The sequence below is a fragment of the Pseudomonas sp. TE3899 genome (assembly GCF_056279105.1).
Genome location: NZ_JBWBQR010000001.1, coordinates 721856 through 747439 on the forward strand (window position 1 = coordinate 721856; position 25584 = coordinate 747439).

A 25584-nucleotide genomic window follows, 5' to 3' on the forward strand; every position below is an offset into this window, starting at 1 on the left:
GAACGCGGTTTTCTCCCGTTTCCACGGATTTTCAAACCAGATCAATCACTTGTGATTTCTGGCACGAATGTCGCTCTATCGCTACGGTCGCTTGACTCCAAATAATAAAAAAGGCCGAGCCATGTCACTCACCCTGGAGCACGTCAGCCGTACCGTCGAGGGCCAGACCTGGATCGACGATGCGTGCCTTGTTTTCGAACCCGGATCCTTCAACGTTTTGCTCGGCCGCACGCTGTCCGGCAAAACCAGCCTCATGCGCCTGATGGCCGGTCTGGACAAGCCCGACAGCGGGCGCATCCTGATGAACGGCGTCGACGTCACCCAACGCCCGGTGCGCCTGCGCAACGTGTCGATGGTCTACCAGCAGTTCATCAACTACCCGACCATGACGGTGTTCGAGAACATCGCCTCGCCGTTGCGCCAGGGCGGTGTCTCCAACGAAGTGATCCAGAGCAAAGTGCTGGAAACCGCGAAGATGCTGCGCATCGAAAAATTCCTCCAGCGCCATCCGCTGGAACTGTCCGGCGGCCAGCAGCAACGCACGGCCATGGCCCGGGCGCTGGTCAAGGATGCGGAGCTGATCCTGTTCGACGAACCGCTGGTCAACCTCGACTACAAATTGCGCGAAGAACTGCGCCAGGAAATGCGCGAGCTGTTCAAGGCGCGGCACACCATCGCCATCTACGCCACCACCGAGCCCAACGAAGCTCTGGCCCTGGGCGGCACCACCACCATTCTTCACGAAGGCCGGGTGATCCAGAGCGGCAAGTCCTCCGAGGTCTATCACCAACCACAAACGGTGCTGGCGGCGGAGTTGTTCTCCGAACCGCCGATCAACCTGATGCCGGGGCGGATTGCCGGCAACGAAGTCAGTTTCGCCAACTTCGTGCACTTCCCGCTGAACGTCGATCTGCGCCCGGTGGGCGAGGGCGAGTTCCGCTTCGGTGTGCGCCCCAGCCATATCTCGCTGGTGCCGAGCAACGACGACGACCTGGAACTCGCCGTGACGGTCGAGGTGGCCGAGATCAGTGGTTCGGAAACCTTCCTGCACGTACGCAACGAGCATTTCCTGCTGGTGCTGCACTTGCCGGGCGTCCACGAATACGACGTCGATGCGCCGATTCGCATCTATATCCCGACCCATAAACTGTTTGTGTTCGATACGCAGGGGCGGCTGGTCCAGGCGCCCGGTCGCCGTATCGCGAGGGTTGCCTGATGGCCGAAATCCGTTTGCAGAACCTCGCCCACAGCTACACCCGCACGCCGACAGGTCCTGAGGATTACGCGATTCGCGAGATGGACCACATCTGGGAGCAGGGTGGCGCCTACGCCTTGCTGGGTCCGTCGGGCTGCGGCAAGTCGACCTTGCTCAACATCATTTCCGGGCTGCTCAGCCCGTCCCAGGGCCAGGTGCTGTTCGACAGCAAAGTGGTCAACGACCTGACTCCGGAAAAGCGCAACATCGCCCAGGTTTTCCAGTTTCCGGTGGTCTACGACACCATGACGGTGTTCGACAACCTGGCCTTCCCCCTGCGAAACCAGGGCATGAACGAGGCGAAAATTCACAGCAAGGTGCAGGAAATTGCCGAGGTGCTTGACCTCCAGGCCCTGCTCAGCAAAAAGGCGCGCAACCTCACCGCCGACGAAAAACAGAAAGTCTCCATGGGTCGTGGGCTGGTGCGCGATGACGTGTCGGCGATCCTGTTTGACGAACCGCTGACCGTGATCGACCCGCACCTGAAGTGGAAACTGCGGCGCAAGCTCAAGCAGATCCACGAGCAATTCAACATCACCATGGTCTACGTCACCCACGACCAGCTCGAAGCCTCGACCTTCGCCGACAAGATCGCGGTGATGTACGGCGGGCAGATCGTGCAGTTCGGCACGCCACGGGAATTGTTCGAACGGCCGAGCCACACCTTTGTCGGCTATTTCATCGGCAGCCCGGGGATGAACCTGATCGACGTGAAGCCGCAACCCGGTGGGGTCGGTTTCGCCTCGACGCACTTGCCTTTGTCTGACGCGATGCAGCAACAAATCGCCGACAAGCCGTGGAAAACCCTGAAGGTCGGCATCCGCCCGGAGTTCGTGCATGTGTGGGACGAGCCGTTTGATGACGCGATGCAGGCACAAGTCGTACACATCGAAGACCTCGGCACCTACAAGATCATGACCCTGAACCTCGACGGCGCACCGCTGAAAGTGCGCCTGGCCGAAGACAAACCGGTGCCCGAAGGCACGGCGTACATCAGTTTTCCGGCGCAGTGGTTGATGGTCTATGCCGACGATTACCTACTGGAGGTGCAGCCATGAACAAGGTGCAAAACAACAAGGCCTGGTGGTTGGTCCTGCCGGTGTTCCTGCTGGTGGCATTCAGTGCGGTGATCCCGATGATGACCGTGGTCAACTACTCGGTACAGGACATCTTCGACCAGTCCAGCCGCTACTTCGTCGGTGCCGACTGGTACAAGCAGGTGCTGCTCGATCCTCGGTTGCACGACTCATTGCTGCGCCAGTTCATCTATTCCGGGTGCGTGCTGCTGATCGAAATCCCCCTGGGCATCGCCATCGCCCTGACCATGCCCACCAAGGGCCGCTGGTCGTCGCTGGTGCTGATCATCCTGGCGATTCCGCTGCTGATCCCGTGGAACGTGGTCGGCACCATCTGGCAGATCTTCGGCCGCGCCGATATTGGTTTGCTCGGTTCCAGCCTGAATGCCATGGGCATTAACTACAACTACGCGTCGAACACCATGGACGCCTGGGTCACGGTGCTGGTGATGGACGTCTGGCACTGGACCTCGCTGGTGGCGCTGTTGTGTTTCTCCGGGTTGCGGGCCATTCCCGACGTGTACTACCAGGCCGCGCGGATTGACCGCGCGTCGTCCTGGGCGGTGTTCCGGCATATCCAGTTGCCCAAGCTCAAGAGCGTGCTGCTGATCGCGGTGATGTTGCGCTTCATGGACAGTTTCATGATCTACACCGAGCCGTTCGTGCTGACCGGCGGCGGTCCGGGGAATGCCACGACCTTCTTGAGTCAGACCTTGACCCAAATGGCCGTAGGACAATTCGACCTCGGCCCGGCGGCGGCTTTCTCGCTGGTGTATTTCCTGATCATCCTGTTGGTGTCCTGGCTGTTCTACACGGCCATGACTCACTCTGACGCCAACCGCTGAGGTCTGCCATGAGTAAAAGAAAGCTCATTCCATTGCTGATCTACATCCTGTTCCTGCTGGTGCCGATCTACTGGCTGCTGAACATGTCCTTCAAGAGCAACACCGAAATCCTCGGCGGTTTGACGCTGTTTCCCCAGGATTTCACCTTGGCCAACTACAAGGTGATCTTCACCGACCCGAGTTGGTACACCGGTTACCTGAACTCGCTGTACTACGTGAGCCTGAACACGGTGATTTCCCTGAGCGTGGCGCTGCCGGCGGCTTATGCGTTCTCGCGCTATCGCTTCCTCGGCGACAAACACCTGTTTTTCTGGCTGCTGACCAACCGCATGGCCCCACCGGCGGTGTTTTTGCTGCCGTTCTTCCAGCTGTATTCGTCCATCGGGTTGTTCGATACCCACATCGCCGTGGCCCTGGCGCACTGCTTGTTCAACGTGCCGTTGGCGGTGTGGATCCTCGAAGGCTTCATGTCCGGGGTGCCCAAGGAAATCGACGAAACGGCCTACATCGATGGCTACAGTTTTCCGAAGTTCTTCGTGAAGATTTTCATCCCGCTGATCGGTTCCGGGATCGGTGTCACGGCGTTTTTCTGCTTCATGTTCTCCTGGGTCGAGTTGCTGCTGGCGCGGACCCTGACGTCGGTCAACGCCAAACCCATCGCGGCGGTGATGACGCGCACGGTCTCGGCGTCCGGCATCGATTGGGGCGTACTGGCGGCGGCAGGGGTGTTGACCATCCTGCCGGGCATGCTGGTGATCTGGTTTGTTCGCAACCACGTGGCCAAGGGCTTTGCCCTGGGCCGGGTCTGAGGAACTGATGATGGAATGGATGAGCTGGACCGCCCCGACAGCGGTGTTTTTCATCGTCATTGGCCTGATTCTGGTGGGCATGACGACCTGGGAGTTGCGCTCGCCGAGCATCCTTCGGCGAGGTTTGTTGCCGATTGCCACCACCCGTGGCGATCGCTTGTTTATCGGTCTTCTCGGCAGCGCCTACCTGCATCTGCTGGTAATCGGCGTCACCGACTGGAGCATCTGGGTGGCGTCCGCGTTGTCCCTGGTGTGGCTGTTGGCTGTGATGCGTTGGGGCTAGTCGAATCGCTCGGCAAAGTTGCTCCGAAACTTAAACAGGAGGTCTCTATGTTCGACAAAAACAATAAGCTGCGACATAGCATTTCATTGGCAGCCCTGCTGGCACTCAGCGGTTTGAGCGCGACGGCCTGGGCCGATGCCTACGAAGACGCGGCAAAAAAATGGATCGGCAGCGAATTCAAACCGTCCACCCTGACGGCCGATCAGCAGCTCGAGGAATTGAAGTGGTTCATCAAGGCTGCCCAGCCGTTTCGCGGGATGAACATCAAGGTCGTCTCGGAAACCCTGACCACTCACGAATATGAGTCCAAGGTCCTGGCCAAGGCCTTTACCGAGATCACCGGGATCAAGGTCACCCACGATTTGCTGCAAGAAGGCGACGTGGTGGAGAAGCTGCAAACCGTGATGCAGTCGGACAAGAGCATCTATGACGGCTGGGTCAACGACTCGGACCTGATCGGTACGCACTTTCGCTACGGCAAGACCGAAGCGATCACCGACCTGATGGCCAACGAAGGCAAGGACTTCACCTCGCCGACCCTGGACATCAAGGACTTCATCGGCATTTCCTTCACCACCGCGCCGGACGGCAAGATCTATCAGCTGCCCGACCAGCAATTCGCCAACCTTTACTGGTTCCGCGCCGACTGGTTCGAGCGGCCGGAGCTGAAAGCCAAGTTCAAGGAAAAGTACGGTTACGAATTGGGCGTGCCGGTGAACTGGTCGGCCTATGAAGACATCGCCAAGTTCTTCAGCGAAGACGTCAAGGAAATCGACGGCAAACGCATCTACGGACACATGGATTACGGCAAGAAAGACCCGTCCCTGGGCTGGCGTTTCACCGATGCCTGGTTCTCCATGGCCGGTGCCGGCGACAAAGGCATCCCGAACGGCTTGCCGGTGGACGAGTGGGGGATTCGCGTCGAGGACTGCCACCCGGTGGGTTCCAGCATCACCCGTGGCGGCGACACCAACGGCCCGGCGGCGGTCTACGCGACGCAGAAATACGTCGACTGGCTCAAGGCCTACGCGCCACCGGAAGCGGCGGGCATGACCTTCTCCGAGTCCGGGCCGGTGCCGTCCCAGGGCAACATCGCCCAGCAAATCTTCTGGTACACCGCGTTTACCGCCGACATGACCAAGCCGGGTCTGCCCGTAGTCAACGCCGATGGCTCGCCGAAATGGCGCATGGCGCCGTCCCCGCGCGGGCCGTATTGGGAGGAGGGCATGAAGCTGGGCTATCAGGACGTGGGTTCCTGGACGTTCATGAAGTCCACGCCTGAGAAACAGAAACTCGCAGCCTGGCTCTACGCGCAGTTTGTGACCTCGAAAACCGTATCCCTGAAGAAAACCATCGTCGGCCTGACGCCGATTCGCGAGTCGGACATCAACTCGCAAGCCATGACCGATCTGGCGCCGAAACTCGGTGGTCTGGTCGAGTTCTACCGCAGCCCGGCCCGTGTGCAATGGACCCCGACCGGGACCAACGTGCCGGACTATCCACGCCTGGCACAACTGTGGTGGAGCCACATCGCCGAAGCCGCCAGCGGCGAGAAAACCCCGCAACAGGCACTCGATGGTCTGGCCAAGGACCAGGACGCCATCATGACGCGGCTTGAACGCTCCAAGGTGCAACCGGTGTGCGGCCCGAAAATGAACCCGGAACGGGATGCGCAATACTGGTTTGACCAACCGGGGGCGCCGAAGCCTAAGTTGGCGAATGAGAAGCCTAAAGGTGAGACGGTCAGCTACAACGAACTGCTGAAATCGTGGGCGGATGCGCGTAAGTAAGCTTCTGTACTGAGAAAGGCGAACGGCACCGGAAGGTGCCGTTTTTATTTGTGGTTGATGGACCGCGTTCGCGAGCAAGCCCGCTCCCACAGGGGGCCGTGGCAAACACATTATTTATGAGCAACCCCGAACCACTGTGGGAGCGGGCTTGCTCGCGAAGAGGCCGTCTGACTCACCCAGTCTTATCAACAGAACTAACATCTGACAGCAACGCTGAAATTCGTGGTGCGTAAGGTTGAAAATCAGAGGCCTCACATTAGGCTGCCTTGAAAATCATCGGATATAAGCCCTCTGGCTTTAGGTCAGGGCGGCGAGATGTTCGATCGTCTGCGGAAAGCGTTCGACCAGGCGGATAAGGGTCGTAGCCTGGGCGTTGGGTGTTGCCCGTCCCTGTTCCCAGTTTTCCAGGGTTCGGGTATTGGTGCGCAGATAGGCCGCGAACACTGACCGGGAGAGGTTGAGCTGTTGGCGGATAGCGACCACTTCCTTGGCAGTGATGGGCATCAGTTCTGGCAACTGAACCTTATGGGTTCGCAGCGTGATCTTGCCTTGGCGCTCATCGGCCAAGGCTTCGAGGCCATCCATCAGTTCAGCAAAAATGTCACGTTTCATAGTGGGATCTCGTTTTGATTTCTCTATCCAGCGTTTGTCTGAAAAGCTTTTTCTGAATGGGCGACAGGTCGTCTTGCTCGTCTTTGCCATACACGGTGAACAGCCAGAATTGATCGAAGCCTGACCACAAGTAATAAATCACCCGTAATCCGCTGCGCTTGCCTTTGCCTCGTCGTTGGTCGCAGAAGCGAATTTTGCGCAGCCCCCCGGTGCCCTCAATCAGGTCGCCCGCTTCAGGGTTCTTCAGCAACTCCAATTGAAAGCTGCGAAACAGATCGTCATCCAGGTAATCGTCTTGATGTTTCTGAAACATACGTAACTCGACCAATAGAGCATCCATGTTCTGTACGCTACCTACGTATAGTTTTGTCTCAATAATCGAATCGGTCAAGGCATCGAAGCCATCCTTTTCGTTCCCGATTTCAACGGTAGACCCCAGTTGTAAAAACACCTGTAGGAAGAGTCGACCAGTGCGGTGAGAGCATTCGATAAAAGAGACGGGATACTTGGCTGTGGGACTGGCTGGGGAAGTGGTACATAAATCGATGTTTGAAAATCACGATCCCCCAAACGCAAAAACGGCACCCGAAGGTGCCGTTTCTGTTTTCTACCGAGTATCGCTAAACGATCAACCCGCCAGACCTGCTTGCTGTACCAACACCAGCAACGGCTGCGGATACAGCCCCAGGAAGAACGCCAGGGCGGCGATGGCCAGCAGCATCACGCCGCCTGCCTTTTGTTCCCAGTGCAGTTGCGCATCGTGGCGACGCAGGTTCGGCTCGATCAGGTACAGGGTGACCATCACGCGCAGGTAGTAGAAGACGCCGATGGCGCTGCCCAGTACCAGGGAACCCACCAGCCACCATTGGTGCGACTCGACGCCGGTGGCGATGATGTAGAACTTGCCGATGAAGCCCGCGGTCAGCGGGATGCCGGCCAGGGACAGCATCATCACGGTCAGCACGGCGGTCAGGTACGGACGACGCCAGAACAGGCCGCGGTATTCGTACAGGGCGTCAGCGTCACGGCCTTTGTACGGCGAGGACATCAGGGTGATTACACCGAACGCGCCAAGGCTGGTGATCACGTAGGTGACCAGGTACACGCCGATGGCTTCCACGGCCAGACCCTTGCTCGCCACGAGGGCGATCAGCAGGTAACCGAAGTGGGCGATGGACGAGTAACCCAGCAGACGCTTGAGGTTGCTCTGGGTCAGTGCCAGCAGGTTGCCGAACAGGATCGACGCAATGGCGATGATGGTCAGCACGTCGCTCAGGACACCGCTGCTTGCGGCAGGGGAGATCTGGAACAGACGCACCATCACGGCAAACACGGCGACTTTCGAAGCGGTCGCGAGGAACGCTGCAACCGGTGCCGGAGCCCCTTCGTAAACGTCCGGGGTCCAGAGGTGGAACGGTACCAGCGACAGTTTGAACGCCAGGCCGATCAACATCATGCCCAGGCCCATTTGCGCCAGGGAGCTTGGCAGGCCAGTGGCCGCCAGCGCTTGACCGATACCGACGAAGCTCAGGCTGCCGGAGTCGGCGTAGAGCAGGGCCATACCGAACAACAGGAACGCAGAGCCGGCGGCCGACAGCACCATGTACTTGATACCGGCTTCCAGCGAACGCTTGTTGAAGAAGGCATACGCCACCAGACCGTAGACCGGCACCGACAACAGTTCCAGACCGATGAACAACCCGGCCAGGTGTTGCGCGCTGACCAGAACCAGGCCACCGGCGGCGGCCATCAGGATCAGCAGGTACAGTTCTTCGCGGTTGCCCGGGTAACCCGTGCCGCCATCGCCGAGGTAGGCGTGGGCGAGGGTCACACAAGCGAGGGTGGCGACCAGGATCAGCGCCATATACAAGCAAGCGAAGTTATCGATCTGCAGCAGCGGGGTCACGGCCAGGGGCGCGACCTTCAAGGCTGGCAGGATCGACAGCAACGCCAGGTTCAAACCCGCCACGGAAATCAGGAAGGTCTGCGAGTGGTTGCGGCGCCAGGCGATGGCCAGCATCACCACGATGATCGTGGCGGTGGTGATCAACAACGGCGCGAGCGCGATAAAGTGTTGAGTCGTGAATTCCATAGCGCTCTTACCGGGCCGAAGCGAGTTGAGTGAAGGCGGTACCGAGCCACTGCTGCACGCCATGCATCGTCGCGGCAGAAGTGTCGAGGAACGGCTGCGGGTACACGCCGATGTAAATCAGCAGTACCGCCAGGCCGACCACCATGATCAGTTCGCGACCATCCATGCCGTGCAACACCGCGTCCGACTTGGACGGGCCGAAGTAGGCACGGTGGATCATGATCAGCGAGTAGACCGAACCGAACACCAGGCCCGACGTCGCGATCGCGGTGATCCACGGCGCAGCGGCAAAGGTGCCGATCAGGATCAGGAACTCACCGACGAAGTTACCGGTACCCGGCAAGCCCAGGGACGCGGCCGCGAAGAACAGGCTGATAGCCGGCAGGTAAGCGATCTTCGACCACAGGCCACCCATCTCACGCATGTCGCGGGTGTGGGTGCGTTCGTACAACTGACCACTGAGGATAAAGAGTGCTGCCGCCGAAACACCGTGCGCCAGCATCTGCATGACCGCGCCCTGCAGCGCCAGTTGGCTGCCGGAGTAGATGCCAATCAACACGAAGCCCATGTGGGAAACGGAGGAATAGGCGATCAGACGCTTGATGTCGGTTTGGGCGAAGGCCAGGAACGCACCGTAGAAGATCCCGACCAGACCGAGGGTCATGGCGATCGGCGCGAACTCGGCCGAGGCATTCGGGAACAGCGGCAGGGCGAAACGCAGCAGACCGTAAGCCGCCGTCTTCAACAGGATACCGGCCAGGTCGACCGAACCCGCCGTTGGCGCCTGGGCGTGAGCATCAGGCAACCAGGAGTGGAACGGTACGACCGGCAGCTTCACCGCGAAGGCGATGAAGAAGCCGAGCATCAGGATGTACTCGGTAGTGAGCGACATCTTGGTTTTCAGCAGGTCGGCGTAGTTGAACGTGATCACGCCGGTGCTGTTGAAGTTGACCAGCACCAGACCCAGGATCGCCACCAACATGATCAGGCCGGAAGCCTGGGTGAAGATGAAGAACTTGGTCGCCGCGTAGATCCGGGTTTTCTTGCCGTCCGAAGAACTGTGACCCCAGAGCGCGATGAGGAAGTACATCGGCACCAGCATCATTTCCCAGAAGAAGAAGAACATGAACAGGTCGAGGGCGAGGAACACGCCGACCACACCGCCCAGGATCCACATCAGGTTCAAGTGGAAGAAGCCGACGTGACGCTGGATCTCTTTCCACGAGCAGAGTACCGAGAGGATACCCAGCAAACCGGTCAGCAGGATCATCAGCAGCGACAGGCCATCGAGGGCCAGGTGCACGCTGATGCCGAAGCGCTGGATCCAGATGTGCTTGAACTCAAGCGCCCAGACCGGATCGGCGCCAGGCGCCGGAGCAAATGAATAGTTACCGTGGGCCCACAGCCAGAGGCCGAGTGCGAGTTCCAGGGTCATGGTCAACAGCGCAATCCAGCGGGGGAGGGTGGCGCCGAAGCGCTCACCCATCCAGCACAGCAGGCCGCCGATGAAGGGGATCAGGATTAGCCAAGGCAGAATCATGACGGGCTCAATTCCTTTCGCAAGTTCGCAAGGTTCATATTCAGACCGCTACCAGCACGATGGCGCCGATGACCAGCACGGAGCCGGCTGCCATCGAGGCCGCGTACCAACGCAGTTGACCGGTTTCGGTACGGCTCAGGGCGGTGTGGCCGCCCTTGGCCATACGCGGGATCAAACCGATGGTCTGATCGAGCGGGTCTTTGCGCAGTGCGTGGCTGATCGCAAGGTATGGCTTGACGAACAGTTTGTCGTAGATCCAGTCGAAGCCCCAGGCAGCGAACCACCAGGCCGAAAGGAAGCGGCCGATGCCGCTGTTGGCGATTGCAGTGACGAAACGACGCTTGCCGAGGAACAGCAGCGCGGCCAGCAGGATCCCGGCCAGGGCGATGGCGCCCGAGGCGATTTCCAGACTGTGCTTGGCTTCGCCGCCGGCATGGCCGACGCTCTCTGGCAACACGCCGTGCAGCGGTGGCACGATCATCGCGCCGACGAAGGTCGACAACACGATCAGCACCGACAGTGGCAGCCAGTGAGCGATGCCGTGACCGGCGTGGGCTTCGGTCTTCGCTTCACCGTGGAACGCGATGAAGATCAGGCGGAAGGTGTACAGCGAAGTCATGAACGCGCCGACCAGACCTGCGTAGAGCAGACCGTGGTTGCCGCTGGCGAACGCTTCCCAGAGGATTTCGTCCTTGGAGTAGAAGCCTGCGGTCACCAGTGGCAGGGCCGACAGGGCCGCGCCGCCGACGATGAAGCTGGTGTAGGCCAGCGGCAGTTTCTTCCACAGGCCGCCCATCTTGAAGATGTTCTGCTCGTGGTGGCAGGCAACGATCACCGCACCGGAGGCCAGGAACAGCAGCGCCTTGAAGAAGGCGTGGGTCATCAGGTGGAAAATCGCGCCATCCCATGCGCCAACGCCCAGTGCCAGGAACATGTAGCCGATCTGGCTCATGGTCGAGTAGGCGAGGATACGTTTGATGTCGGTCTGGACCAGCGCGGCAAAACCGGCGAGAACCAGGGTCACGCCACCGACAACGCCGACCAGGTGCAGGATATCCGGCGCCAGGGCGAACAAGCCGTGGGTACGAGCGATCAGGTAGACGCCTGCGGTCACCATGGTTGCGGCGTGGATCAGGGCCGAAACCGGGGTAGGACCGGCCATCGCATCCGCCAGCCAGGTTTGCAGCGGCAGTTGCGCGGATTTACCCACAGCGCCGCCCAGCAGCATCAGGGTCGCCAGGACGATCCAGAAGTCGCCGACCTGGAACTTCTGCGGTGCCAGCACCAGCAGTTCCTGGACGTTCAGCGTGCCCAACTGTTGGAACAGGATGAACAGCGCCGATGGCCATGAACACGTCGCCGATCCGGGTCACGATAAAGGCTTTGAGTGCCGCGTTACCGTTGTTGCGGTTGCTGTAGTAGAAACCGATCAACAGGTACGAGCACAGGCCCACGCCTTCCCAGCCGAAGTACAGGAACAACAGGTTATCGCCCAGGATCAGGAACAGCATGCTGGCGATAAACAGGTTGGTGTAGGCGAAGAAGCGCGAGTAACCGTCTTCACCGCGCATGTACCAGGACGCGAACAGGTGGATCAGGAAGCCGACGCCGACCACCACACCGAGCATGGTGACCGACAGGCCATCCAGGTACAGGGCGAAGTTCGGCGTAAAGCCTTCAACCGCCATCCACTGCCACAACACTTGCGTGTAGTGGCCGCCTTCCGGCGGGGCGACGTTGAATTGCCAGATCACGTAAGCGGCGACAATCGCCGACAGACCGATGGAGCCGACGCCAATCAGCGCCGACAGGTTTTCCGAGAAGCGGCCGCGTGAGAACGACAGCAGCAGGAAACCTATGAGAGGGAATACGAAAGTCAGATAGAGAAGATTCATCCGCGCATCTCGCTGGCAGCGTCGATATCGAGAGTGTGGAAGCGGCGATACAGCTGCAACAGAATCGCCAGGCCAATACTGGCCTCGGCGGCTGCCAGGCTGATCACCAGGATGAACATGATCTGTCCATCCGGCTGGCCCCAGCGGCTACCGGCGACGATGAACGCCAACGCGGAGGCATTCATCATGACCTCCAGGCTCATCAGCACGAAGAGAATGTTGCGCCGGACCATCAGGCCGACCAGACCGAGGCAGAACAGGATGCCGGCGACCGCCAGACCATGCTCCATAGGGATAGCAGGCATCGTCATTGCTCCTTGGCTTCGTTGCGGCCCAAGTGGAACGCCGTGACGGCTGCGGCGAGCAGCAACATCGAGGCGAGTTCGACCACCAGCAGGTACGGACCGAACAGGCTGATGCCCACGGCCTTCGCGTCTACGGTGGTGTGGCCGACGGCCTGACCGCTGGAGTGGCTGAACAGTACGTACAGCAGTTCAGCCAGCAGCAGGGCGCCGAGAATCACCGGACCGAGCCAGATGCCGGGCTTGAGCCAGACGCGCTCTTGCTGAACCGAGGCCGGGCCAAGGTTGAGCATCATTACCACGAACACGAACAGCACCATGATGGCGCCAGCGTAGGCGATCACTTCCAGCACACCGGCAAACGGCGCGCCGAGGGCGAAAAAGGTCATCGCCACGGCAATCAGCGAAATGATCAGGTAGAGCAGGGCGTGCACAGGGTTGGTGTTGGTGATCACGCGAAGCGTGGCCACAACCGCGATACCCGATGCGAAATAGAAAGCGAATTCCATCTTTCTTCCTTAAGGCAGCAAGCTCTTCACGTTGATCGGCTGGGCTTCGTTCTGCGCGGAGCCTTTCGGCTTCCCGGCAATCGCCATACCTGCAACACGATAGAAGTTGTAATCAGGGTTTTTGCCGGGGCCGGAGATCAGCAGATCTTCTTTCTCGTAAACCAGGTCCTGACGTTTGAACTCGGCCATCTCGAAATCCGGTGTCAGCTGGATCGCGGTGGTCGGGCAGGCTTCCTCGCAGAGGCCGCAAAAGATGCAGCGCGAGAAGTTGATGCGGAAGAAGTCCGGGTACCAGCGACCGTCTTCGGTTTCGGCTTTCTGCAGCGAGATGCAACCGACCGGGCACGCCACGGCGCACAGGTTGCAGGCAACACAACGCTCTTCGCCATCAGGGTCGCGGGTCAGGACGATACGGCCACGGTAGCGCGGCGGCAGGTACACGGCTTCTTCCGGGTACTGCAGCGTGTCGCGCTTGCGGAAGGCGTGGCCGAAGATCATCACCAGGCTGCGAAGCTGGGTGAAGAAGCCATGCACGATGTCAAATATGTACTTCATGATTCTCTATCCTCACTGAGCCGCGACGGCGGGCGTGTTGAGCAACACGATCGCAGCGGTCACCAGCATGTTGACGAGGGTCAGCGGCAGGCAGAACTTCCAGCTGAAATCCATCACTTGGTCATACCGTGGGCGCGGGATCGAGGCGCGCAGCAGGATGAAGATCATGATGAAGAACGCGGTTTTGAGCGCGAACCAGATGAACGGGATCTGCGGCAGAATGCCGAACGGACCGTGCCAGCCACCGAAGAACAGGGTCACCAGCAGCGCCGAAATCAACACGATGCCGATGTACTCACCCACGAAGAACATGCCCCATTTCATGCCGGCGTATTCAATGTGGTAACCGTCGGCCAGTTCCTGTTCCGCTTCCGGCTGGTCGAACGGGTGACGGTGAGTCACGGCGACGCCAGCGATGAAGAAGGTCAGGAAACCGAAGATCTGCGGGATGATGAACCACAGGTTCTGCGCTTGATATTCAACGATGTCGCGCATGTTGAACGAGCCGACCTGGATCACGATGCCCATCAGCGACAGGCCCATGAACACTTCGTACGACACGGTTTGTGCCGAGGCCCGCAAGCTGCCCAGCAGGGCGAACTTGTTGTTACTCGACCAGCCGGCGAACAACACCGCGTAGACCGACAGACCGGCCATGGCGAAGAAGAACAGGATGCCGATGTTGATGTCCGCCACGCCCCAGGTCGGGGTGATCGGGATGATCGCGAAGGCAATCAGCAGGGCGCTCATAGCGACTACCGGTGCCAGGGTGAAGATCATCTTGTCGGCGAACGGCGGCGTCCAGTCTTCCTTGAAGAACATCTTGATCATGTCGGCCGCAATCTGGAACGCGCCGAACGGGCCGACGCGGTTCGGACCGTAACGGTCCTGCCAGAGGGCGAGCAAACGACGCTCGACCCAGCTCAGCAGCGCGCCGCACACCACCACGGCGAGCAGAATCACGATGGCCTTGAGGACCGCGATGATCACGTCAATCACTTCAGGCGTGAACCAGGTCATTGAGCTGCCTCCTGCAGACCGTCAACGGTTTTGCCAAAGATCGCCGCTGGAATGCCGGCGATACCCGCAGGCAACGCCACCAGGCCAGCGCCCAACTCTTCGTTGATACGCAGCGGCAGACGCAAGGTCTGGCCATCCACGTTCACGCTGAGCATGGCACCGTCATTGACACCCAGGCGATCGGCTTCGGATTTGGCCAGGGCGACGTAGGCGGCCGGGATGCGCTCCTGAACCGGTGCGGCTTTGGAAGAGTTCTCTTCGCTGCCGAGCAGGTGGAAGAACGGCACGACTTGCCAGGTGCCCGGCGCCGGGTTGAACGCACGTGGAACACTGGCGAACCAGTTCAGCGAGTCACCGGTGCTTTCGATCAGGCGGGTGCCCGGGTCGCCAGCGCGGATGTGACCACCGACTTCGTCCTGGAACTTGTTCCAGGCCTGCGGCGAGTTCCAGCCCGGAGACCAGGCGAATGGCACTTGCTGACGCGGTTCGACCGAGCCCGAGTAACCTTCCATCGAGAAGTTGAACGCGGTGTCGTTGTCTTGCGGGGTACGCGGTTCGTGCACGCTGATGTCAGCGCGCATGGCGGTACGACCGGAGTAACGCAGCGGTTCGCGGGCCAGCTTCATGCCCTTGATGCGGAACGCGGCGGACGGTGCGGCATCAACGATACGCGCCAGTTGCGGCGTGCTCGAAGCGACGGCAGCGGTGACGTGGTCCAGTTGGGTCCAGTCGATCGGCTGGTTCAACAGGGTTGCGCGCAGGGCGTGCAGCCAGCGCCAGCCTTCGTGAACCAGGATGCTCGCGTCCATGTATTTCGGGTCGAAGACCTGGAAGAAGCGCTGGGCGCGGCCTTCCTGGCTGACCAAGGTACCGTCGCCTTCAGCGAAGCTGGCGGCTGGCAGAACCAGGTGCGCGCGATCGCTGGTGGCGGTTTTCTGATGGTCCGCCACGATCACCACTTTCGCGGCGTTCAGGGCAGCGTCAACCTTGGCTTTGTCGGTACGGGTGTACAGATCGTTTTCCAGCACGACGATGGCGTCGGCCTTGCCATCGATCACCGCTTGCAGCGCGTCGTCGACCGAGTTGCCACCGAGCATGGCCAGGCCGAGGCTGTTGGCCTCTGGCACGATCAGGCTGATGGAACCGTTCTTCTCGCGCAGCTTCAGGGCCTTGGCGATGTTCGCCGCCGCTTCGATCAGCGCTTTGGAACCCAACGAAGTACCGGCGATGATCAGCGGACGCTTGGCAGCGAGCAGGGCGTCGGCAATGCGCTTGGCCAGGTCGAGGGCTTCAGTATCGAGGCCTTCAACCGCTGGTGCGCTGGCGTCGAGGGCGTGAGCCACGGCGAAACCGATGCGAGCCAGGTCGTCTGGCGCGGCGTGCACGCATTCTTCAGCGATGTCGTCGAGCTTGGTTTCAGCCAGGCTGGCGATGAACAGCGGGTTCAGCTCGTGCTGGCCGATGTTCTTCACCGCAGCGTCGAGCCACGGCTGAACGCGCATGGCATCGGCCATGTCTTCCGCTTTGCCTTTAACCGATTGACGCAGGGACAGGGCCATGCGCGCAGCGGTCTGGGTCAGGTCTTCACCGAGGACGAAGATCGCGTCGTGGTCTTCGATGTCGCGCATGTTCGGGATCGGCAGCGGGCTGTCTTTCAGAACTTGCATGACCAGGCGGATGCGATCCAGCTCGGCGGCTTCGATACCGGAGTAGAAGTGCTCGGCGCCGACCAGTTCGCGCAACGCAAAGTTGCTTTCGAGGCTGGCGCGGGGCGAACCGATACCGACGATGTTGCGACCGCGCAGCAGGTCGGCGGCTTTATCCAGCGCTTCGTCGAGGCTCAGCTTGGCGCCGTTGGCCAGCAATGGCTGACGCGGGCGGTCTTCGCGGTTGACATAGCCATAGCCGAAACGGCCACGGTCGCACAGGAAGTACTGGTTGACCGAACCGTTGAAACGATTTTCGATCCGACGCAGTTCACCGTAGCGTTCGCCCGGGGAGATGTTGCAACCGCTGGAGCAGCCATGGCAGATGCTCGGCGAGAACTGCATGTCCCACTTGCGGTTGTAGCGCTCGGAGTGAGTCTTGTCGGTGAACACACCGGTCGGGCAGACCTCGGTGAGGTTGCCGGAGAACTCGCTTTCCAGGGTGCCGTCTTCAACGCGACCGAAGTACACGTTGTCGTGGGCGCCGAACACACCGAGGTCGGTGCCGCCGGCGTAGTCCTTATAGAAGCGCACGCAGCGGTAGCAAGCGATGCAGCGGTTCATCTCGTGACCGATGAACGGGCCGAGATCCTGGTTCTGGTGGGTACGCTTGGTGAAGCGGTAACGGCGCTCGTTGTGGCCGGTCATTACCGTCATGTCTTGCAGGTGGCAGTGACCGCCTTCCTCACAGACCGGGCAGTCGTGGGGGTGGTTGGTCATCAGCCATTCGACGACGCTGGCGCGGAATACTTTCGCCTCTTCGTCTTCGATGGAGATCCAGCTGCCGTCGGTGGCGGGGGTCATGCAGGACATGACGATCCGACCACGGGTGTCGTTGGCGTCGGTGTACTGCTTGACCGCGCACTGGCGGCAAGCGCCAACGCTGCCAAGGGCGGGGTGCCAGCAGAAATAAGGGATATCGAGGCCTAGCGACAGACATGCCTGTAACAGGTTGTCTGCCCCATCGACTTCGAGCTCTTTGCCGTCTACGTGGATAGTGGCCATGGTTCAAAGTTCTTCGTTGGCCCGGTGTCAGCGGGCGTGGCTAATGGAATCTTGTTATTCGTCCGAATCGAAACAGCCCATAAAGGCGTCATCGAACGAGAAGGCGAAGGGCACGGACCCTTCGCCTTTTTAAGCGTTTACGCGCCGACTACGATCGGCCTTGCCAGAGGCGGGACGACGGCGCTGGTTGGCGCGATGCCGGCTTCGAACTCATGGCGGAAGTATTTGATTGCGCTGCCCAATGGCTCCACGGCGCCCGGTGCGTGAGCACAGAAGGTCTTGCCAGGGCCGAGGAAACCGACCAGACCCAGCAGGGTCTCGATATCGCCGGCTTGCCCTTCACCGTTCTCGATGGCGCGCAGGAGCTTGACGCTCCATGGCAGACCGTCACGGCACGGGGTGCAGAAGCCGCACGACTCGCGGGAGAAGAACTCTTCCATGTTGCGCAGCAGGGACACCATGTTGACGCTGTCGTCCACCGCCATGGCCAGGCCGGTACCCATGCGGGTGCCCACTTTGGCGATGCCGCCGGCGTACATTTGTGCGTCGAGGTGTTCCGGCAACAGGAAACCGGTACCGGCGCCGCCTGGTTGCCAGGCCTTGAGCGTGAAGCCGTCGCGCATGCCGCCGGCGTAGTCTTCGAACAGCTCGCGACCGGTGATGCCGAACGGCAATTCCCACAGGCCCGGGTTCTTGACCTTGCCGGAGAAGCCCATGAGCTTGGTGCCCATGTCTTCGCTGCCTTCGCGGGCCAACGATTTGTACCAGTCCACGCCGTCGGCAATGATCGCCGGGACGTTGCACAGGGTTTCAACGTTGTTCACGCAAGTCGGCTTGCCCCACACGCCAACGGCGGCAGGGAAGGGCGGCTTGGAGCGCGGGTTGGCGCGGCGGCCTTCGAGGGAGTTGATCAGTGCGGTTTCTTCACCGCAGATGTAACGCCCGGCGCCAGTGTGGACGAACAGCTCGAAATCGAAGCCGCTGCCCAGGATGTTCTTGCCCAGCAGACCGGCTGCCTTGGCTTCTTCCACGGCACGGTTCAGGTGCTTGGCGGCGGTGGTGTATTCGCCACGCAGGAAGATGTAGCCACGGTAGGTTTTCAGCGCGCGGGCACTGATCAGCATGCCTTCGATCAGCAGATGGGGCAGTTGCTCCATCAGCATGCGGTCTTTCCAGGTGTTCGGTTCCATCTCGTCCGCGTTGCACAGCAGGTAGCGGATGTTGATGGATTCGTCTTTGGGCATCAGGCCCCACTTCACGCCCGTGGGGAAGCCTGCACCGCCGCGACCTTTCAGGCCGGCGTCTTTCACGGTCTGGACAATGTCGTCCTGGGCCATGTCGGCGAAAGCCTTGCGCGCCGCCGCGTAACCGTTCTTGGCCTGGTACTCGTCGAGCCACACGGCCTCGCCGTCGTCACGCAGGCGCCAGGTCAGCGGGTGAGTCTCGGCCGAACGCTTGATGCGGTTGGCAGGACCGAAGGAAGTCAGGGTCATACGTAGCCCTCGAGCAAGTTGGCGACGCCAGCAGGCTGCACATCACCGAATGTGTCGTCGTCGATCATCAACGCCGGCGCCTTGTCGCAGTTGCCGAGGCAGCAGACCGGCAGCAGGGTGAAACGACCGTCGGCGGTGGTTTCACCCAGGCCGATGCCGAGCTTGCTCTGGATTTCGCTGACCACCGACTCGTGGCCGCCGATGAAGCAGACCATGCTGTCGCAGACGCGAATGATGTGGCGGCCGACCGGCTGACGGAAGATCTGGCTATAGAACGTCGCCACCCCTTCAACGTCGCTCGCCGGGATGCCGAGGATTTCGCCAATGGCGTAGAGCGCGCCGTCGGGCACCCAGCCACGTTCCTTCTGGACGATCTTCAAGGCTTCGATCGACGCCGCGCGCGGGTCTTCGTAGTGATGCAGCTCGTGCTCGATGGCCGAGCGCTCGGTTTCACTCAAGGTGAAACGGTCTGTCTGGATAAGCGTGCTGTTCATGCTTAGCGGTCCACGTCGGCCATAACGAAATCGATACTACCCAGGTACGCGATCAAGTCCGCGACCATGCTGCCTTTGATCACCGAAGGGATCTGCTGCAAGTGCGGGAAGCTTGGGGTACGAATCCGGGTGCGGTAGCTCATGGTGCCGCCATCGCTCGTCAGGTAATAACTGTTGATGCCCTTGGTCGCTTCGATCATCTGGAAGGATTCGTTGGCCGGCATGACCGGGCCCCACGAAACTTGCAGGAAGTGCGTGATCAAGGTCTCGATGTGCTGCAGCGTGCGTTCTTTGGGCGGCGGCGTGGTCAGCGGGTGATCCGCCTTGTACGGGCCTTCCGGCATGTTGCGCATGCACTGCTCGATGATCTTCAGGCTCTGGCGCATTTCTTCGACGCGCACGATGCAACGGTCGTAGGCATCGCCATTGGCCGCCAGCGGGACTTCGAATTCGAAGTTCTCGTAGCCGGAGTACGGACGTGCTTTACGCAGGTCGAAGTCGCAACCGGTCGAACGCAGGCCGGCACCGGTGACGCCCCATTCCAGGGCTTCTTTGGTGTTGTAGGCCGCGACGCCGATGGTCCGGCCCTTGAGGATGCTGTTGTCGAGGGCGGCTTTCTGGTATTCGTCCAGACGCTTTGGCATCCACTCGACGAAGTCTTTCACCAGTTTTTCCCAACCGCGTGGCAGGTCGTGGGCGACGCCGCCGATGCGGTACCAGGCCGGGTGCAGACGGAAACCGGTGATGGCTTCGATCACCGTGTACGCCTTCTGGCGGTCGGTGAAGGTGAAGAACACCGGGGTCATGGCGCCAACGTCCTGGATGTACGTCCCCAGGAACAGCAGGTGGCTGGTGATCCGGAAGAACTCGGCCATCATGATGCGGATGACGTCGACCTTCTCAGGCACCTTGATGCCGGCCAGCTTCTCGACCGAGAGTACGTACGGCAGGTTGTTCATCACGCCGCCGAGGTAGTCGATACGGTCGGTGTACGGGATGAAACTGTGCCAGGACTGGCGCTCGGCCATCTTCTCGGCACCACGGTGGTGGTAGCCAACGTCCGGCACGCAATCGACGATTTCTTCACCGTCCAGCTGCAGGATGATGCGGAACGCACCGTGCGCGGAAGGGTGGTTGGGACCGAGGTTGAGGAACATGTAGTCCTCGTTCGCCCCGGAACGCTTCATGCCCCAGTCTTCAGGCTTGAAGCGTGCGGCTTCTTCCTCAAGCTGTTGCTTGGCCAGGTTCAGGGTGAACGGGTCGAATTCGGTGGCACGGGCCGGGAAGTCCTTGCGCAGCGGGTGACCTTCCCAGGTCGGCGGCATCATGATGCGGGTCAGGTGCGGGTGACCTTTGAAGTCGATCCCGTACATGTCCCACACTTCGCGCTCGTACCAGTTGGCGTTCGGCCAGAGGCCGGTCACGGTCGGCACGCTGAGGTCGCTCTCGGACAAGGCGACCTTGATCATCACGTCACTATTACGTTCGATCGACATCAAGTGATAGAACACAGTGAAGTCGGCGCCGCTTGGCAGCCCTTGACGCTTGGTGCGCAGACGCTCGTCCACGCCGTGCAAGTCATAGAGCATGACATACGGCTTGGGCAGGTTGCGCAGGAAGGTCAGGACTTCGACGAGTTTGGCGCGGGCAACCCAAAGCACCGGCATGCCGGTGCGGGTAGGCTGGGCGGTGAACGCCTCGGGGCCAAAACGGTTGTTCAGTTCGACGACCACATCCTGGTCGTCTGCCTTATAAGGCGGGATGTACAGAGCACTGCCTGTAGTCATGGTTATTTATCGCTTTCGGTCAACGTAAAGAATGAAGCCAGTGTCTCGTTCTGTAAAAGAAGCAGAGCTGGATCAGACTTCGTCGGGGCTGCGCAGGTTGGTGACTGCGATTCGCTGTTCGCGGCGCTGTTCCTTTTGCGAAGGCATCTCGGCGCGATAAACGCCTTGATCACCGACGACCCAGGAAAGCGGACGACGCTCCTGTCCAATCGACTCTTGCAAGAGCATCAAGCCTTGCAGAAAAGCTTCGGGACGGGGCGGGCAGCCAGGCACGTAGACGTCCACGGGCAGGAACTTGTCCACCCCTTGAACGACGGAGTAGATGTCGTACATGCCACCGGAGTTGGCGCACGAACCCATGGAGATAACCCATTTCGGTTCGAGCATTTGCTCGTAGAGACGCTGAATGATCGGCGCCATCTTGATGAAGCAGGTACCGGCGATAACCATGAAATCCGCCTGACGCGGCGATGCCCGGATAACTTCGGCGCCAAAGCGCGCGATGTCGTGGGGCGCCGTGAAGGCGGTGGTCATTTCCACGTAGCAGCACGAAAGACCGAAGTTATACGGCCACAGGGAGTTCTTGCGCCCCCAGTTGATCGTGCCGTTAAGCACGTCTTCGAGCTTGCCCATGAAGATGTTTTTGTGGACTTGATCTTCTAACGGATCGGAAACGGTTTCCCGCTCGCCAATCGGATACTGCTCGTTAGGAGCATCGGGGTCGATCCTGGTGAGATTGTATTGCATTGCCAAAGCCTCATTGTTTCAGCTTCGCCTGCCGCTTGCGACGAGCTTCCGGAGCCCAGTCAAGGGCGCCCACTCGGAACAGGTAGACAAGACCTGCCAACAGAATTGCTATGAAAACGAGAGCTTCGACGAATCCGGTCCAGCCGCTTTCGCGGACGGACACAGACCAGGCAAAGAGAAAGAGGGCTTCGATATCGAAGATCACGAAGAGCATCGCGACCAGATAGAATTTGGCTGAGAGCCGCAAGCGGGCGCCACCTGTAGGTAGCATGCCGGACTCGAACGGTTCGTTTTTGCTGCGGCCCCAGGCTTTTGACCCGAGGAGGCTGGAGACGCCGAGCATGAAGGCGCAAAGGCCGACAACGCCCAGAAGGAAAATGGCAAAGCCCCAGTTGTGGGCCATGAGTCCTGTCGCTTCGGGCATGCTGGTAATCCTTAACAGAGAGCAAAGGTCTCTGAGCTTGATAAAGAAACAAAGCAGTGACGATATGTCGCAGCAATCAATCGCGGTGATTTTATGGCACAACACCGTGCAAGTAAAATTCCTATAGCGAAATTATTTATAGGAATAAGGACATAGCACACCTCCACAGCCCTGTAGCCCATGCCATGCGGGCATTAGCCGGTTTTTCATCAATATTGTTTTGTAGGAAATGTAACGAACATAGTTGCGTCTAAATGATAATCAATACTGTTTGGATCGGTTTTTAAACTGTTTAACGGGTGAGGGGTTGGGAAGTTGTCTTATATAGCCGTTACTACAAGTAGCGGCCAGGGTCGTTTTACCGCACTTTTCTGATCGCAATACCGCTCTAAATCAATGTTTTTGCCACCGCTCTTGTAGGAGCAAGGCTTGCCCGCGATGAACGATGACGCGGTCTCCTGGAAGCACCGCAGTGCACCCATCGCGGGCAAGCCTTGCTCCTACAGGGCGGGTCGTTGCCAAATTCCAGGCAAAAAAACGCCCCGAACCAGTCGGGGCGTTAGTTGTGCGACGTTGCGGTTAGCTTTCTATCGGGTCCGCAACGGCCGTTTGCTCAGGTATCAGTGGAACTGTTCTTCTTCAGTCGAACCGGTCAGCGCGGTTACCGAGGACGAGCCACCTTGAATCACGGTGGTCATGTCATCGAAGTAGCCGGTGCCCACTTCCTGCTGGTGAGCCACGAAGGTGTAACCCTTGGCCGCGTCAGCGAACTCTTGTTCCTGCAGCTTCACGTAGGCAGTCATGTCGTTGCGGGCGTAGTCGTGCGCCAGGTTGAACATGCTGTGCCACATGTTGTGAATGCCGGCCAGGGTGATGAACTGGTGCTTGTAGCCCATGGCGGACAGTTCGCGCTGGAACTTGGCGATGGTCGCGTCGTCCAGGTTTTTCTTCCAGTTGAAGGAAGGCGAGCAGTTGTACGACAGCAGTTGGTCCGGGTATTCCTTTTTGATCGCTTCAGCGAAGCGACGGGCTTCGTCCAGATCCGGCTTGGCGGTTTCGCACCAGATCAGGTCGGCGTAAGGCGCGTAGGCCAGGCCGCGAGCGATGGCCTGGTCGAGGCCGGCGCGTACTTTGTAGAAGCCTTCCTGGGTGCGTTCGCCAGTCACGAATGGCTGGTCGTACGGGTCGCAATCGGAAGTCAGCAGGTCAGCCGCGTTAGCGTCGGTACGAGCCAGGATGATGGTCGGTGTACCGGCAACGTCAGCCGCCAGACGAGCAGCGGTCAGCTTCTGTACAGCTTCCTGGGTAGGAACCAGTACTTTGCCGCCCATGTGGCCGCATTTTTTCACGGAAGCCAGTTGGTCTTCGAAGTGAACGCCGGCGGCGCCTGCTTCGATCATGCTTTTCATCAGCTCGTAAGCGTTCAGTACGCCGCCGAAACCGGCTTCAGCGTCAGCCACGATCGGTGCGAAGTAGTCGATGTAGCCTTCGTCGCCCGGACCTTTACCGGCTTTCCACTGGATCTGGTCGGCACGACGGAACGAGTTGTTGATGCGCTTGACCACGGTTGGAACCGAATCCACTGGGTACAGGGACTGGTCCGGGTACATCGATTCGGCGGAGTTGTTGTCCGCAGCAACCTGCCAGCCCGACAGGTAAATCGCCTGGATACCGGCTTTGACCTGTTGTACAGCCTGGCCGCCGGTCAGGGCGCCCATGCAGTTGACGAAATCTTTCTCAGGGCGGAAGGACGGGTGGGCACCCTGGGTGACCAGGTTCCACAGCTTCTCGGCGCCCAGTTTTGCAAAGGTGTGCTCAGGTTGAACCGAGCCGCGCAGGCGGACGACGTCAGCAGCGGAGTAAGCGCGTGTCACGCCTTTCCAGCGTGGGTTTTCAGCCCAATCTTTTTCGAGGGCTGCAATTTGCTGTTCGCGTGTCAGTGCCATGGAGATAAACCTCGTCGCATAGGTCTTGGGTGGAAAATTCCTGCTCCTGCCGGTTACGCCTATCAAGGAAGCGTAAAAGGCTGCTCGCTGACCAGAAGCTTAGGCGGTCAAGTCGGATTTGGCGGGGATGGCGACGGGATGAACGATGGGCTCGAGGGGAAGTGAGCAGGTAAGGGCGAACTGGCGGGCGCATTCGGGCATCGTGGGCCTTGGTGCGAACATCAGAGTGGTGCCGGGTTACCTAATTACGCTTCCGTCCCTCGGGACAACTTCGTTCCAGTCGGCAACCTCGTCAAACACACCTTGTGGGCGGTACAGACACGAAGCGTCTCGCGGGGTAGATGCGAGCGGCGCCTCGAAGGCCCTTGCCAGGGCCCCTGATTAGCGGGAGCGAGGCCATCATGCCTTTGCTTTTTTGGATCGTCAAACATTTTGTAGTGCTTTTCTTCAAGCACTACATCTTTAGTCTAATAAGACTTATCAGTCAGTTTTTGGTGCTTTAGTCCAGGGTGTCGACTTTCACCCGCAAGGTCATGTCATCCCGGCCCTGAGTAGAGTAGCTGCGGGTCTGGCCCTGTTTGTCGGCCTGAGTCTGGCGATTCACGCCGGCCAGGGTGATCCACTCGCCCAGACGCCCCGTGACAGTTGTGTCGGTACTTTGCACATTCACTACATCGGGACGTTCCTGGCTCATGCGGTCACGATTGGTGCTGATCGCCAGATGAACGATGTCGCCGGTGACGCTGGCGGTGACGTAGAAGCCTTGGGTGACGCTGCGGTATTCGGTCTGGCTTTGCAGGCGACCGTAGGTATCGGTCTGCGTGCTGGTCAGCGGGACGCTCTGGCCGACCTGGATCAGCGCCGGCGTGCCTTCACTGGCCTGCACCTGCTGAATGCCGCCGTCACGGCTGTCGGTGCTGCGGTTGATGATCCGAGTCTGGTTCGGTTTGGCACCGTTCACCGAGTAGCCCTGGTCACCCTGGAAGTTGTTTTCGTTGGTGTCGACTGTGATCAACAGGCGTTTGGCGGCCACGTCGAGTTGGCTGATCAAGGCCTTAAGTTCGTCGATCTTGCGTTGATCGGCATTGACAATCAGTTGGTTGCCATAGGCGCTGACCTGGCCATCCTTGCCGATAAAATTCTGCGCTACCGGCAGCATATCGGTGCTGGTGCGGTAATTCAGGGGCACGATCTCGGTGGCGGCCATGACCGAAAAACTGCAGGTCAGCAGCAACGTGGTGAGCAGGGTGCGTAGGGACATGTCCGTTATCTCCGCTTTCGAAAGGCTTGATATTGCCAGTTTGTCGGCCCGGGGTGGGGCAAGTTGAATTCTGGACAGTAAAACGCCCCGACATCCGAAGATGGCGGGGCGTGATCGTTCCCACGCTCCGCGTGGGAA

General features: G+C 59.9%; 22 protein-coding genes and 1 pseudogene. 6 read left to right on the forward strand and 17 right to left on the reverse strand.

The annotated features are described in order from the left end of the window. Window positions 1-121: 121 nt before the first annotated feature. Genes ACZ89E_RS03190 through ACZ89E_RS03215 form a run of 6 tightly spaced genes read left to right on the forward strand, consistent with a single transcriptional unit; the run spans window position 122 to window position 6058 of the window. The gene (locus ACZ89E_RS03190) at window positions 122-1216 is read left to right on the forward strand and encodes an ABC transporter ATP-binding protein (protein WP_123403095.1); all 1095 of its coding nucleotides are present in this window, start codon (window positions 122-124) and stop codon (window positions 1214-1216) included. Next, entirely contained in the window at window positions 1216-2313 is a 1098-nt protein-coding gene (locus tag ACZ89E_RS03195) for an ABC transporter ATP-binding protein (RefSeq protein ID WP_149659928.1), read from the forward strand. The genes ACZ89E_RS03190 and ACZ89E_RS03195 overlap by 1 nt, the downstream gene beginning before the upstream one ends. Next, a complete protein-coding gene (locus tag ACZ89E_RS03200; RefSeq protein ID WP_123403091.1) occupies window positions 2310-3176 on the forward strand; it encodes a carbohydrate ABC transporter permease in 867 nt (288 codons plus the stop codon). Before ACZ89E_RS03195 ends, ACZ89E_RS03200 begins: the two co-directional genes overlap by 4 nt. An 8-nt stretch (window positions 3177-3184) precedes the next feature. Further along, window positions 3185-3985 carry a carbohydrate ABC transporter permease gene (locus ACZ89E_RS03205; protein WP_003232361.1) on the forward strand — a complete coding sequence of 267 codons (801 nt, stop codon included), beginning with the start codon at window positions 3185-3187 and terminating at the stop codon, window positions 3983-3985. Window positions 3986-3995: 10 nt separating this feature from the next. Then, window positions 3996-4268, forward strand: coding sequence for a DUF2160 domain-containing protein (locus ACZ89E_RS03210; protein ID WP_149659927.1), 273 nt, complete (start codon window positions 3996-3998; stop codon window positions 4266-4268). Window positions 4269-4315: 47 nt separating this feature from the next. Next, complete coding sequence (locus ACZ89E_RS03215; RefSeq protein ID WP_149659926.1) at window positions 4316-6058, forward strand: ABC transporter substrate-binding protein; 1743 nt, start codon at window positions 4316-4318, stop codon at window positions 6056-6058. A 297-nt stretch (window positions 6059-6355) separates the two neighbouring features. On the opposite strand, the gene ACZ89E_RS03220 is transcribed toward ACZ89E_RS03215, so the two are convergent. From ACZ89E_RS03220 to ACZ89E_RS03300, 17 genes and pseudogenes are all read right to left on the reverse strand, one after another. Further along, the gene (locus ACZ89E_RS03220; RefSeq protein WP_149659925.1) at window positions 6356-6670 is read right to left on the reverse strand and encodes a helix-turn-helix domain-containing protein; all 315 of its coding nucleotides are present in this window, start codon (window positions 6668-6670) and stop codon (window positions 6356-6358) included. Then, window positions 6660-7010, reverse strand: coding sequence for a toxin (locus ACZ89E_RS03225; protein ID WP_476257012.1), 351 nt, complete (start codon window positions 7008-7010; stop codon window positions 6660-6662). Before ACZ89E_RS03225 ends, ACZ89E_RS03220 begins: the two co-directional genes overlap by 11 nt. 288 nt (window positions 7011-7298) lie before the next feature. Next, window positions 7299-8762, reverse strand: a complete 1464-nt coding sequence (gene nuoN, locus ACZ89E_RS03230; protein ID WP_123403085.1) for an NADH-quinone oxidoreductase subunit NuoN — start codon at window positions 8760-8762, stop codon at window positions 7299-7301. A gap of 7 nt (window positions 8763-8769) precedes the next feature. Next, window positions 8770-10302 (reverse strand): NADH-quinone oxidoreductase subunit M, encoded by a 1533-nt coding sequence (gene nuoM / locus ACZ89E_RS03235; RefSeq protein ID WP_123403083.1) that lies wholly within the window; start codon window positions 10300-10302, stop codon window positions 8770-8772. Between the two features lie 40 nt (window positions 10303-10342). After that, window positions 10343-12197 (reverse strand): annotated as a pseudogene (gene nuoL / locus ACZ89E_RS03240) (NADH-quinone oxidoreductase subunit L). Further along, on the reverse strand, window positions 12194-12502 hold the full coding sequence (nuoK, locus tag ACZ89E_RS03245) for an NADH-quinone oxidoreductase subunit NuoK (RefSeq protein ID WP_133838688.1): 309 nt from the start codon (window positions 12500-12502) through the stop codon (window positions 12194-12196). The pseudogene nuoL and the gene nuoK overlap by 4 nt, the downstream one beginning before the upstream one ends. Window positions 12503-12504: 2 nt before the next feature. Next, entirely contained in the window at window positions 12505-13008 is a 504-nt protein-coding gene (nuoJ, locus tag ACZ89E_RS03250; protein ID WP_149659922.1) for an NADH-quinone oxidoreductase subunit J, read from the reverse strand. Between the two features lie 9 nt (window positions 13009-13017). Continuing rightward, window positions 13018-13563 (reverse strand): NADH-quinone oxidoreductase subunit NuoI, encoded by a 546-nt coding sequence (nuoI, locus tag ACZ89E_RS03255; protein WP_007946418.1) that lies wholly within the window; start codon window positions 13561-13563, stop codon window positions 13018-13020. Window positions 13564-13575: 12 nt separating this feature from the next. Next, on the reverse strand, window positions 13576-14583 hold the full coding sequence (gene nuoH, locus ACZ89E_RS03260) for an NADH-quinone oxidoreductase subunit NuoH (protein WP_028623953.1): 1008 nt from the start codon (window positions 14581-14583) through the stop codon (window positions 13576-13578). Further along, the gene (gene nuoG / locus ACZ89E_RS03265; RefSeq protein WP_476254820.1) at window positions 14580-17294 is read right to left on the reverse strand and encodes an NADH-quinone oxidoreductase subunit NuoG; all 2715 of its coding nucleotides are present in this window, start codon (window positions 17292-17294) and stop codon (window positions 14580-14582) included. The genes nuoH and nuoG overlap by 4 nt, the downstream gene beginning before the upstream one ends. 137 nt (window positions 17295-17431) lie before the next feature. Next, window positions 17432-18787 carry an NADH-quinone oxidoreductase subunit NuoF gene (gene nuoF / locus ACZ89E_RS03270; protein WP_123403075.1) on the reverse strand — a complete coding sequence of 452 codons (1356 nt, stop codon included), beginning with the start codon at window positions 18785-18787 and terminating at the stop codon, window positions 17432-17434. Continuing rightward, window positions 18784-19281: an NADH-quinone oxidoreductase subunit NuoE gene (gene nuoE / locus ACZ89E_RS03275; RefSeq protein WP_463257904.1), complete on the reverse strand. Its 498-nt coding sequence runs from the start codon at window positions 19279-19281 to the stop codon at window positions 18784-18786. The genes nuoF and nuoE overlap by 4 nt, the downstream gene beginning before the upstream one ends. A gap of 2 nt (window positions 19282-19283) precedes the next feature. Beyond that, window positions 19284-21068: an NADH-quinone oxidoreductase subunit C/D gene (gene nuoC / locus ACZ89E_RS03280; RefSeq protein WP_133838684.1), complete on the reverse strand. Its 1785-nt coding sequence runs from the start codon at window positions 21066-21068 to the stop codon at window positions 19284-19286. 72 nt (window positions 21069-21140) lie between these two features. Next, window positions 21141-21815 carry a NuoB/complex I 20 kDa subunit family protein gene (locus ACZ89E_RS03285; protein WP_008146035.1) on the reverse strand — a complete coding sequence of 225 codons (675 nt, stop codon included), beginning with the start codon at window positions 21813-21815 and terminating at the stop codon, window positions 21141-21143. Between the two features lie 10 nt (window positions 21816-21825). Beyond that, window positions 21826-22239 (reverse strand): NADH-quinone oxidoreductase subunit A, encoded by a 414-nt coding sequence (locus ACZ89E_RS03290; RefSeq protein ID WP_003223812.1) that lies wholly within the window; start codon window positions 22237-22239, stop codon window positions 21826-21828. A gap of 620 nt (window positions 22240-22859) precedes the next feature. After that, on the reverse strand, window positions 22860-24185 hold the full coding sequence (gene aceA, locus ACZ89E_RS03295; protein WP_123403070.1) for an isocitrate lyase: 1326 nt from the start codon (window positions 24183-24185) through the stop codon (window positions 22860-22862). A gap of 499 nt (window positions 24186-24684) precedes the next feature. After that, window positions 24685-25446, reverse strand: coding sequence for a secretin N-terminal domain-containing protein (locus ACZ89E_RS03300; protein WP_476254821.1), 762 nt, complete (start codon window positions 25444-25446; stop codon window positions 24685-24687). Window positions 25447-25584 lie beyond the last annotated feature (138 nt).